Raw genomic sequence first — 13,167 nt, forward strand, 5'->3', positions numbered from 1 at the left:
CACCGATACCAGGTCGCCCTCCCGCAGTCCCTCTTGCTCGCTCCGGTTGAACGCATGCAGCTCGCGGTCGAGCATTTCCGGTTGCCAGATAGGCAGTTGCTCCAACTGCTGCGTGCCGTAGTTGGCGATCTCCGCCAGGCAGGACTCGATAGCCTGAAGCCAGCTCTTTATCGTGGCCTCCTCGAAGCGGTCAGTCGCATACTCGACAAACAGCGACAGACCCTGCTCGTGCTCCCGATACATCAAGGTGAGGTCATATTTTGAGGTTCCGGTGTCTGTCACGACCGGAGAAAAACGCAACTCTCCAATGTCGCTCTCATCGCTCGGTGCGTTCTGCAGGACCACCATGACCTGGAACAGCGGTGAATGACTGAGCTGGCGCGGCACCCCGCTCAATTCGACGATGCGCTCGAACGGAACAAGACTATTTTCGAAGGCGCCGAGGACGCTTTGTTCAACTACCGAGAGCGCCTCGTCGAGACTCATACCAGGGCGCAGCCGCGAGCGGATCGGCAAATTGTTGACAAAAAAACCGATCAACGACTCCAGCCGCGGCTCGGGACGATTGGCCACGGGCGTGCCGACAACAAGGTCGTATTGCTGCGAGAGCCTTGCCAGCGTCACCTGGACTCCGGCAAGAAGCATCATGAACAGCGTCCGACGCTCGCGTTTGGCCCGGGCCTGCAACTCATCGCGCAGAGAAGCGGGTACCGTGATTTCGAAACTTCGACCGCGCATGTCCTGCACGGCCGGCCGAGGGCGAACCGAAGGCAATTCGAGCGAGGCCGGCGCATCCTGCAACTGCCCTTGCCAGTAGCGTTCCTGCGCAGCGACGTCGCCGGCCTCCTGGCGTCGCCGCAGCCATACCGCATAGTCCGCATATTGCAACGCAGGCGGAGGCAACGGGTTTTCCAGGCCGAGGTGAGCCGCCTCATAGAGCGCACGAAACTCGCGCGCGAGTACACCCAACGACCAGCCATCCGAGATGATGTGATGCATCATCAGCAACAATGTGTGCCGATTGGGGGATAGTCGCAGGAGATGCGCACGGAACAACGGTGCCTGGCGCAGATCGAACGTATGCGTCGAGAGGTCGGCCAGCTTCAGGTCATGGGCCGGTACATCGTCCGATTCAATCTGCTCGAGCTTGAAATCCACCTCATCCAGCACGACCTGGACCGGACCTTCGTCACCCTCGACAAACTGCGTGCGGAAAACCTCGTGCCGTCGAACCAGGCCTACCAGCGCCTGTTCCATGGCGAGTACGTCCAATGGGCCGGTCACTGACAGGGCCAAGGCTACGTTGTAGACCGCCGACGTGCCGTGTACCGCATCCAATACCCACAGGCGTTGTTGCGAGAATGACAACGGCAACTTTCGATCGCGGGCGACAGGGGCCAAATCGGGCAACGACGTGCATTCGGTCGCCTGCAGGTCGGCGACGGCCTTGGCAAAGCCTGACAACGTGGGTTCGCGGAACAACAAGCCCAGCGGCGCCTCGACGCGGAACCGTTCGCGCACCCGATGAAGCAGCTGCCCGGCCTTCAACGAGTTGCCGCCGAGCTCGAAGAAACTGGCATCGGCACGGCTGATGGCGGTGCCAAGCAACGCCGACCAAAGCTCGCCCATGGCACGAACGGACTCATCGTCAAGCAACCCATCCCTGGCGCCCCCTGTATCGCGCAAAAGCATCGCCGCATCGGTATTGCCGGAAGCATCCAGCGGCCAAGGCCAGACAGGCTGGACTTCCAGCATGCGAGTGTGCCCGAAGCGATCCTTCAAGGCCAAGGGTGCTGGCGGGTCCAATGCATCTTTTGCTTCCGCAAATGCATGCAGACGATATAGCGGTGCATCCGGGCTATCCAGGCGCCAGCGATAGCGAGGTGCGACCGGGTCCAGGCCGATGCTCGCCCGCGGCCAGTCCGATGCGATTGCGGCTGCGAGGCTGGATAGGCCCTGGACCGCCGACAAGGCCAAATGACCGGACGCGCGCGCCGCCTCGACCATCGCGCTCAGGCCGCCATGGCTCATGCCGAGATCGAGCCAGATACCGAACGAAAATACCTGCACGCTGCCCGCGCCAGCGTGGCGCAACTCCGCCGCGGAGGCCTCGCAGTAAGCGTTGGCGGCCGCATAGGAGCTAAATCCGGCGCTGCCGTCCTGGCTGAGGACCGAGGAAAGCAGCACCAGCCGCAAGCCCGGATAACGCGCCGCCAACCCATGCAGGCTCGCCATGGCATCGACCTTGGGAGCCAGAAACGCCTGGATGGACTCGGCGCACTCGTTCAACGCGCGCAGGTCTGGATCGGCGAATTGGTTCAAGTGGCCGTGGCCAGCCAGATGTATCACACCTTCGAGAGCGCCGAACCCGCTCTGCTCCGCCATCATCGTGGCCGGCATCAGGCCATCGCTCTCGCTCAGGTCGGCACGGACATAGGCTACCCGTTCGCCAAACTGCGCCAGCGCCTGCCAGGCACGAAGACGGGATGCCGCGTTGCTATCTCCTGTCTCCGCCGCCGATTGCAGATCGTCCAGTGACACGCGCCCCGTCAGCACGACACGCCCAGTCCCGGACCGCAGCATCCAGCCCGCCAGTTGCGCCCCGATGCCGCCAAGACCACCGGTCAGAATCCAGTACTGCTGGGCGGCCAGCAACGGTTCCCGCGCCTGCTGAGGGCGCAGGGCCTTGAGCCGCTGCACATACCGCCGGCCATCGCGCCATGCCAGCGCGGGTTCGGAGTCGTTGGCCCAAAGAGTGTCGCGCAGCCAATGCAGGTTGCGCAGTGCCGTGGCATCGGGATCGGTATCCAGGCTTTGTACCGTCAACCAGGAAAGCTCCGCCGCCGCCGAGCGCAGCCAAGCCAGAACGGCCACCAGCGCCGCATCGGCAGAATCGATGGCGCGAACCGGTTGGGCGCCGACCGACGCAACGATGAGGCGGATGCGCCCTTGCCCGACATGGCCATCAAGCTTACGCAGCAACCGCTGTGATTCGAGGATCCGCGCCAACAAGCTCTCCGGCTTCGCAGTTGGCTCCCAGAACCATACGAGAATCTGCTCGGGGCTGTCGTCCCAATCCAAGCCATGGAGGTCATCGACCCGGATCCAGGCAGGTTCGAGCCCTGCCAGCGCGATGGGCTGCCCAGTACCCAGGCGGCCGGGCCAATTCAGGCAGCGCAAGGTTTGGACATGCGGCCGTTTCGGCAAGGCGAGCGCAGAGGCCTGCCATCGCCATTGATAGAACCACTCGGGCAACGTCCGCTCGTTGGCCAGCAGCAGGTCGACCTCGCGCAGTTCACGATCGAAAAGGCCAGCCAGCAAATCCTTTCGAAGTTGCGCGCGCTGGATCTTCCCCAGCGAAGTTTTCGGAATGCGCTCACTCGCAAGCGGCACCAGAACGGCAGCCTGCAGCCCGAATCCTTCCAACAATTGCCTCTGGATTGCCTGCAAGGTGGTTCTGCGATCGCCACTGGCACCAGTATCCGGGCTGAAGAAGATGGCCAACACATCCGTGTCGTCGCCCGGTCGGCGCAGCGCGCAGGCCGCGGTAAACGACACCGCCACGCCATCCAACTGATCGAGGGCGGATTCCATTTCGTGGCCGGCATAGTTGATGCCATTGACGATGATGGTGTCGCTGATGCGGCCGGTCAGAAACAGGCGCCCATCGCGGATGTACCCGCGGTCGCCCGTGCAGAACCAACGATCTTCCGTGAAACTCAACGCATTGGCATCCGGGTTGTCGAAATAACCCGGCGTGACACACCCTCCCCGTACCTGCAATTGCCCGTTGATCCCTTCCGGCACCATCTGTTGCTGCTCATCGACGATCCGCATCGCCATGCCGGCAATCGGGCTGCCGAGGCAGACTGCCTCATCGTCGTCGTCGGTCGACGCGAGCTGGAAATCGGTCAGGTAGATCGTTGCCGAGCAGGTCTCCGTCATACCCCAGGCCGGCTGCATCGCCGATTCGCGCAGACCGAACCGGCCCATCAACTCCAGGAAACGCCGCGTCGTCCGTGGCGTGAGCAGCTCGCCAGCATTGGTGATCGTGCGAAGCCGCGACAAGTCGAACCGGCGACGCCCGATCGTCTCGGCCTGGGCATTGATAAGCGCGAACGCAAAGTTCGGCGCCCAGGTGCTGGCAGCCTGATAGCGATCCAGCAGATCGAGCCACCGTACCGGATCGGCCAGTACGGTGTCCTTCTCGACGATGACCTGGCGTGCGCCAGTGGCCATCTCGCGCAAGTGGAACATGATGAAGCCGCCGACATGATCCAGCGGCATCCACGTCATCGAAGTGTCGGCCGCCGTCAACGCGTTGAGGCTCACCGCCGCCTGGACCTGGCTCAGAATCGTACGGTGCGTCTGCACGACTGCTTTGGGCAACCCCGTACTACCGGACGTGGTGAACATCGCTGCGGGAGCATCACGTTCGACGGACACCTCGGCATACTCGGCCCCGCAGGCCAGTACTTGGGAAAGATCGATCAGCTGCGGCTGCCTTCCCTGGATGGCGGCAATCGCTTGGGGCAGTTCATGGAACAAATCTCCATTCGCTAGAATCCTGGGCTGCCCATAGCTCTGCCAGATATTTGCCAACTTGCGCAGATCGTTGTCGTGTTGTCCAAGTGTTTTGGGCAGGCCCTGGGGCATCGGCACCGCACCGGCCAGAATGCATGCCCAATAGGCGGCCAGCAATTCGGGATTGCCGCGGACCTGCAGCACGATCAGGTCGCCGGCGCGAACTCCTAGTGCCTTCAGACCCGCGGCAGCACGGCCGGCCGTTTGCAACAGGTCGCGGTAGCTTTGCGCCAGTTCCTTTCCTTGGGCATCGACGAACAGCAACCCCTTGTCGCTTTGCGACGCTGCATGACGCAACAGTCCGGGCAGCGTCTCTGCGACGAACGGAGTCTCACAGGCGGGAGTGGCTACCAGGCTCCATGCCCGCGCCGGACCTTGATCGGACGGCGACGTTCCCTCCGGCTCGCCAAGCGCCAGCTCGTCAGTCGTCGCTGCTCGATTGCCTTTTCCAGGTTCCGAACTCGGCCGCATCGACGGCGATACGAGGTCGTCCAAATGCAGACGTGGTGCATCTACCTTGTCCACATCGCGTAGCAACGCCGAGCGATCGTGGCGATCTTCGAGCTCGGCACGCCAATGTGCAGAGTCGGCCTCATCCCACATCCATTCCGGCATCCATTCGTCCATGACGTCACCAGTAGCAAGCCTGGCCATGGCGCGCACCACGAAGGGTAGTGGCGCCGCCAAGCCATGGGCACGGCAAATTGCCAGCGCCTCGCTGCGCCAATCACGATCGACGGCATCGACGTCCAGGGCAAGCTCCAGCAGCATCAGTCCTCGCCCCAGCGAGTCTGATCCCAGTCGACATCGTGCATCGGCGACGCCTGCGAGGCGCTTCACACAAGCCGAATAGAGCGCCGGATCCAGACGCCAGCCCAGGTACTCGCCGCGATTTTGGTTCCGCAGCTCCCAGCTCCCGTGCCCGATCACGCGTGCCTGCAGACCGGTATCCAACCAGCCTTTCCGTGCCGACGACGGGTGCAACTCGGTCAAAACCGCCTGCCCGTCCAAATCGACGTGCAAGCTGCCATGCCCCAGCGTATCGACGCGTGCGCCTTCGTCATCCCGCACTTCGGCAGAAACCAGATCAAAGCGACCCTGTTCGCATGTCGTGTACAGGCAGTTCTGCAGACGTACCCAACCTTCCGGCAGACAGTTCTGGAGTACCACGCAGCATTGAGGATGCTCGGCGAGCGCCTTCTGGATAGAGGCTCCCCCAGTCGCATCGCCCAGAACCAGCACACGACGCGCCAGTATGCTGGGCAGCGCTGCCAGCTCGTCTCCGCAGACCAAGTCGAGGTCCACGTCCGTCGGCGACGTGCCCGTATGTACGATGGCGCCAGCGGCGAGGGCCGCGATGGCCATCAGCAATCCATGCGGGTGTCGTCCCAGGTGCGATACCCATACCGACTCCCCGTCGTGCACGCAGACCTCGCTGGCACACCAGCGCCGCAGGGCCTCCAAGCCGACGTGTATCCGGCCTTCGCCGCAATCCAGGTATAAGCCCGCTGCCCGATCCGGCAAACATCGAACGCGCGGTCCGGCCTCGGAGAAATGGACGTGCAACGCCTTCCCTTGAGCGAACGCTGTCGAGGCCGCACGCAGCAGTTCGTCGGCTTCGAGCGCGGTGTCGGCACAAGCATCCCATGCAATCGGCTTGCTCATATCGGCCAACGTGACGCCTTGGCCTTGGGCGACCAGAATCACTCGATCCGGATGGCCGCTTGCCGCCGCCCACAGACCCTGGTCGCCAGGCAGGCCCGCAGGCTCTCTCAGCAAGACCAAAAGCTCGTCGCGCTGGCTGCGCAACTCGGTCTTGAGCGACTCGTTCAAGGTCCCTTGAGGTGCACGGACACGCAACTGTCCTTCATGAATCCCGATCGAGATACCGCGGGCGTGCAGGCGCCAATGCAGGTCACGCGCGTTCATAGAACAAACTCCTCCAGGTCGCTCACCGGCGCCTTTGCGCCCGGATCATTGCCCGCCAGTTCTTTGATGGGGCATTCGGGGTCATCTATAGCGGTCTTCAGGCAACGCTGGTATCGATCGAGCAGAGCATGCACGCTGCTGGCCTCGAACAATTCCCGGCGGTACTCCACGATGCAGCGGATTCCCGCCTGGTCCTGGTACAGCGCCAGCACCAGATCGAACTTGGCGGTATGGGTGCTCTGGTCGATGACATCCATGTTCAGGCCACCACCGGCGGGGGCTTCGCCGGGCGCGTTCTGCAACACGAACAGGCATTGCACCAAGGGTGCGAACGCAGTGCGACGCTTGTCGACCACTGCAGACACCACTTCATCGAACGGCACATCCTGGTGCGCATAGGCGTCGAGGGCGCTGCTGCGAACCGCCGCCAGTACGTCGATGAATCGGCTGTCGGCTGCGAAACGTGTGGCAATGGCAATGGTGTTTGCGAAAAAGCCAAGGCACGGCTCGAACGACTCCGGACGATTGGCTACGGGAGTGCCGATCACCAGATGCGTCTGCCCGCTCAAGCTGCTGAGCATGGCCTTGAACGCAGCAAGCAATACCATGTACAAACTGGCGCCTTGTTGCAGGGCCAGTCGTTCCAAACGGGCGCACAGGGAAGCCGGAAGACGATATTCCTGCCGCGCTCCCTGATTGCTCTGTCGAGCCGGCCTTGGGTGGTCCAAGGGCAGTTCGAGCAATTCGGGCGCCTCGCGCAAGGCCTGCCGCCAGAACCGCAGCCCATCGGCCCGCAGCGCCCGTACAGCATCGGTGTGCTGATACCAGGCATAATCGAGATAATCGCGTGCCAAGGCGGGAAGCGCCTTTCCATCATAGGCCTGCGAGAGGTCGGTCAGCAGATTGCCGACCGACCAGTGATCGGCGATCGCATGGTGCAGACACCCCATCAGGATATGCTGCTCGGCGTCGACGCAAACCAACGCCTCTCGATGCAATGCCTCCGACAACCATGAGAAGCCACGGCGGGCATCTGCGGCGATCAGGCGCTGGGACTCGTACGTTCGATCTTCCGTGGACAGGCCCCGCAGGTCGATGACTGGTAATGCACCCTGTAAAGCCGACAGTGACTGTCGGAGCTCGCCCTCTTGCCTGAACCAGCGCAGACGCAATACCTGATGACGTTCGCATACGCGCACCAGCGCTCGGCGCAGTCGGCCCAAGTCCAGCAAGCCGCGCAGGCGGACGACAACAGGAATGTTGTAGGTAGCGGCATCGTCCTCCGTCTCGGCCAAGAACCATAGGCGCTGCTGCTGCGGCGACAACGGATGATCCGGAAGCTCCGGCCCCTTGGGCACCAAGTTTGTCACCGCCCGTGCCGACTCCTCGGTGATGCCGACGAACTCGGCAAAGCGCCGCAAGGTCGGGTGCTCGAACAGGGCCCTGACCTCGAATTGTTGCCCGCGCCGCTCACGCAACCTGGCCACGACTTGCATGGCACTCAGCGAATTGCCGCCGATCTGGAAGAAATCGTCGTCCAGCGAGACCTGGGTCAGGCCGAGTTGCTCGGCCCACAGGCCAGCCAGTTCACGATGCAATGAGCTGACGTCGTCGCCATCGACCATGACCGAGCCGACAGCCGTCCGTGCCTCCGCGCCCATGCTCAAGCGTCGCCAATCGGCGCGGCGCTGCATCACCCTGCCTAAGCTCACCACCACATGTGCCGGTTGCTTCGTTTCGATCAAGGCAGCCAAGGGTGCCAGTGCCTGTGCAGGCGTCAGGCCTTGGCCCATCTCGGCCACCGCCGGGTTCGCATGGGGCAAGCGGTTCCCTCCCACTGCCCGCAACTCGAAACCATGCAGGTATGCCACGACTTCGCCGGAATGAGCGATCAGGTCGATGTCGAAGCGATGTCCATGCCGGTCCTGATTACGACGAACCCAGGACCAGCACCTGGACGGAAGTGGCGCAAACTGGCGTATTTCCCTCACTGAAGCCGGAATCATGGCACCGGCGCCTTCCGGCAGCAGGCATGCAGCCAACAGACCCGTTGCACAATCGAGCAATGCCGGATGTACGCACACATAGGTCTGGTCGTGTTCGAATTCGGAGGGCAAAGCCAACTCCGCCAAAAGTTCGCCCTCGCCGACATGGATTGATTGGATCGACTGCCAGCGCGGACCCAGCTGCAGTACGCCCGAGCGATAAGCGGGCAGTACGTCTCGCACTGCTGCCGGCGTGGCGGCCAGCGTCCGTGCCAGTCGGCCCTGAATCGCCTCGACGTCGCGGGTCGAATGTATCGGTGGCGCGTCGGCCCCAGTACAGAGCCAAGCCGAGGCCAAAATCTGCGGCGGTTGATTGCCTCGACGGCGCAGGAGCTCCAATTCGGTTTCAGCGCCACGGGGAGTAATCCGCAGCTCCGCGTCAATCCCGCCGTGGGCGTCCGCGACAGCCGCTTCCAACCATTGCAGATCATGGATCGCTGAAGTTCCCGAGCCACGCAGAAACAAATCAATCATGGCCGTGCCCGGCAGAACCGGAACACCAGTCAGTACATGCTCGCGCAAGCTCCAGTCCCGCTCGCGTTGAATTCGAAAGCGTGTCTGGCCGGCTTTCGTGGCCTGGGTCCAACTTGGCGGCAGGCACGACCGATCCCACCAGCGCAAGCCGCCGCTCGTCTGCGACATGCCGGTATCGGCCCACTGGTCCCAACTGACCGCCAGCCATTTCGCCGCGCCGTTAGCACGCGCGACAGTGTCCAGCACTGCATTAGCTGCGGCATAGTCAGCCTGTCCTGGCCCGCCTGCGGCCGAGGCCAAGGACGACACCAGCAGGACGAAGTCCAAGACATGCGATGGCGCCATGTTCAAGACAGCAAGCAGAGGCAGGATTTTTGTCCGCAATACGCGTCGAATCGCATCCTGCTCACGCGTCCGGGCAACCCCCTCGCCGGGCTGGCCCAGCGCATGCACGACACCGTGCAGAGGACCGCAGGAGCCAATGAACTCCATCCAACCAGGCAAGTCGATCGAACCGGAACCGGCTATCCGCACGTCGAAAGTTACTTGCCGCGCCTGCAACTGCTGCAAGCAACGAATACGTGCGCAAGCTTCGGGATCGCCGCCCGCGTCTAGGATCGCGGCCCATTCCGACTGGGGCGGCAGTTGCGAACGGCCGACCAGGATCAAATGCGCGCCGCGTGCTTCGGCCGGCTCGGTCAGGGCCAGGACCAGTGCGCGGCCGACGCCGCCGAGGCCGCCGAGGACCAGATAGCGGCCTCCTTTCCGAAGCGCCGCCATCTTCCGCTCGCGGATCGGCAATAGCTGGAATTCCTCCTTCCAAGCCCTGCCAAATCGGATGGCGCGTTCGGTCACATCGCCGCCTTCGGCGAGCATGCGCGGCAGCACGTCGAGCGACAGGTCGGTGTCGCCATCGTCGTCGGGTAGATCCAGCAGGCGGATGTCCAGCTCGGGATGCTCCAGACCCAAGCTCCTTGCCGACGCGGCAAGTGCGGCGTGCAGCGCATTGACCCTGCCGTCGCCCAGCACATCCATGGCTGCGGTCGACAACAAGCGAAGTTGAATGCGCTCGCCGCTGTCCGAACAAAGGCGTGCAACCCGGAACAAATCCACCAGCGCCGATTCCAGGCGATCCGGCAGGTCGGCCTGAAGCATGCTGCCAGCGGCCGATTTCGGGAAAACGTAGAGCACCTGCAGCGGAAGCAGTTGAGCCGCACCTGGCGACCGGTCGGCCAGGGCATCCTGTAGCCGGTCGAGCCTGACCGCACACGCTTGCAGCGCTTCTCCAAGCCTCCCGGCCAAAATCGATTCTGCATCGCCGTGCACGATCAGGCGGTCAGGCTCCATGCTCGCTGCGGACTCCAGACCGATCGATGCGTCACGCTGCCAAACCGAGGCCGAAAGGATCGGACCGGATGGCCGCGAGTCAGAAGGATCCGGCACGCCCGTTTCCTCATGGTGAGGATGGGCCATGCCGCCTTCCTTCCACGCCGGCGCCGACTGCCAATCCTCGGGAACCAGATCCAACCAATGGCGCTTTCGTGCGAACGGATAGCCCGGCAAGGGCACCCGGCGACGCCTCACCCGCCCATCAAGCTCCCCCAAATCCATTGGCAAACCCAACTGCCACAGTCCGCCCAAACTCTTGAGGAGAGCGAATTCGCCCCCCCGTGCGTCCTGCGGCAACAGCGGAAAAACCTGCCGCGCAGGCAGGCCCTGCGCTTTCGCCAAGGCGGTCAAGACCTGCCCCGCACCCACTTCGATCAGTACCACGCCTTGGCGTTGCCGCAAGCGCTCGATGCCGCGGCCGTACTGTACCGGCGAACGCAGATGCCGCAGCCAGTACTCGGGCTGGGTCAGCTCCTGGTTCACCACATCGCCGAGTACGTTCGAAATCAGCTCGCATTTCGGAGCGTTCAGGTGCAGGTCGGCAAATGCCTTGGCGAACTCGGGCAAAACCGCTTCGGTCTGACGCGAATGGAAGGCACGCTGGACGTTCAGCCGCTTGCATACCCAGGCGCGCTCCGCCGCTTCATGCTCGAGCGCGGCGAGTGCATCGGACGAGCCGGCCAGTACGCACTGGTCGCCGGTATTGATCGCCGCCAGATCAAGATCCCGGTGGCGGGCCAACAGCTCACGCACCCGCACTTCCGGCAAGGCCAGCGACAGCATGCCGCCTACCGGCATCTTCGCCATTGCGCGGCCTCGGGCGCTGACCAGGCGGATCAGCGTCTGCAAATCGAACACCCCCGCAACCGCCGCCGCCACATATTCCCCAAGGCTGTGCCCGAGTACGGTGGTCGGCCGCAGGCCCATGCCCATCAAGGTCTTCGCCAGCGCATATTGGAACACCACCAAGGCGACCTGCTCGACTTCATCATCGGCACCGGCAACCACACCGGTATCGAGCAAGCGCTCCCTCACACCGGCAGGCGCGTCGGAAAGCGCATCGTCCAGCGCCTCGGCAAAGCCCGGAAACGCTCCGTACAGTGGCGCGGCCACCGCCACGGGCAAGGTGCCCTGGCCGGGGAATTGGAACGCTATCGAGGTTGGCGGCGTGGTGGCATCCACGCTCTCGGCCAGCCAGGCCTGCGTATCGTGAATCCAGCGCTGGCCCGCCGCGCCCGGGTCGTCGCTAACCAGCACGCCTCGCCAGACATGCAGATCTCGCCCGTGCTGCAAGGTTTGCGCAACGGCGTCGAGATCAACCTGTGTCGCAATGGCCGCGCCAACCGAGCGGGCCAACTGTGCCAACGCGTCTGGCGACCGCGCCGACAGGGGAAGAAGTTGATAGCGGCGGCTGCGTTTCGTGGGTTCTGGCGCCGGAGCCGATTCCAGCAGGACATGTGCATTGGTGCCTCCAATGCCGAAACTGCTAACGGCCGCCAAGCAGGCGTGTCCGGCTTCGGTTGCCAAAGGCACCGCCTCTGTCGGCACGGAAAATGCCGATTGCTCCAGGTCGATGCGTGGGTTGATGTGCTGAAAGTTCGCCATGGGTGGAACGCGGCGCTGTTCGAGCACGCCGATCGCGTTGATCAGGCCGGCAACGCCTGCGGCAGCATCCAAATGGCCGATATTCGCTTTTACGCCACCGAGATAGCAGCGATCTCGACGCGTGGTCCTGCTCCTCTTGAAAGCGCGCTGCAGCGCCGCGAACTCGATCGGATCACCAAGCGCGGTTCCAGTGCCATGCGTCTCGACATACGCGATCGTCGCCGGATCGATGTCCGCCAAGGCGAGGGCTGCCTCGATGACCTCGGCCTGACCAGCCACCGATGGAGCTGCATAGTCGATCTTCGCGGCGCCATCATTGTTGATCGCGCTGGCCCGGATCAGGGCCCGAATCGGATCGCCATCGGCTAGGGCGTCTTCCAGTCGACGCAATACCACCATGCCGACGCCACTGCCTTGCAACGTACCCGCTGCCCGCGCATCGAACGGGGCACACAGTCCATCGCGCGCATAGACGCCGCCTTCGACGTAGGAATAACCCTGCCCGGGAGGAAGCAATACGCGCGCACCACCGGCCAGAGCCATGTCGCACTCCTGCGCAAGCAGGGCAGCACAGGCCTGGTGCACTGCCACCAGGGAGGTCGAGCAGGCGGTATCCACGGCCATGCATGGACCGCGCAGATTGAGCCGATGTGCGATCCGCGTGGCTGCGTAGCTCTTGTCATTGCCAAGCAGCACGGCCAGCTCGCCGTTGGCATCCTGGCCAGCCGATGCGTACTGCACATAATGCAGCATGTAATTGTTGTAGCCGATGCCCAGAAAAAGGCCCGTGCTGTGCGGTACGCTGCGCGGCCGGTAGCCTGCATTCTCCAGCGCCCAATAGGCATGCTCGAGCGCCAGCCGATGCTGCGGATCCATCATCACAGCATCACGTGGCGCAACACCGAAGAATTCGGCGTCGAAGCAGTCGAAATCGGCCAGCGCGGCTTCGACCGGGACATAGTTGGGATCGTGGATCTTCGCTTCCGAAACGCCGGAAGCGCGTAGCTCCTCAGGGCTCAAATGCCGCGTGGCAACCTTGCCCTCGGCCTGATGGCGCCAGAAGCTCGGCACGTCATGCGAACCAGGAAAGGCGCCCGATAGTCCGATCACGGCGACAACGGGAAATGCGTGCGAGCTCATG

2 protein-coding genes are annotated in these 13,167 nt (G+C 63.4%); both read right to left on the reverse strand.

Features of this window, described 5'->3' with window-relative positions; all coding sequences use genetic code 11:
- Window positions 1–6,513 (reverse strand): condensation domain-containing protein (locus ASG87_RS11400; protein WP_157511049.1); only part of this gene is annotated, 6,513 nt, incomplete at its 3' end.
- Complete coding sequence (locus ASG87_RS11410) at window positions 6,510–13,166, reverse strand: type I polyketide synthase (protein WP_082582921.1); 6,657 nt, start codon at window positions 13,164–13,166, stop codon at window positions 6,510–6,512. The genes ASG87_RS11400 and ASG87_RS11410, both read right to left, overlap by 4 nt.
- Between the last annotated feature and the right edge of the window lies 1 nt (window position 13,167).

It is taken from the genome of Frateuria sp. Soil773, from assembly GCF_001428405.1.
Lineage (GTDB): Bacteria > Pseudomonadota > Gammaproteobacteria > Xanthomonadales > Rhodanobacteraceae > LMSL01.

Bases quoted from the DNA above. Each gene is read 5' to 3' on its own strand.
- ASG87_RS11410 (WP_082582921.1), bottom strand. From the start codon at position 13,166: ATGAGCTCGCACGCATTTCCCGTTGTCGCCGTGATCGGACTATCGGGC.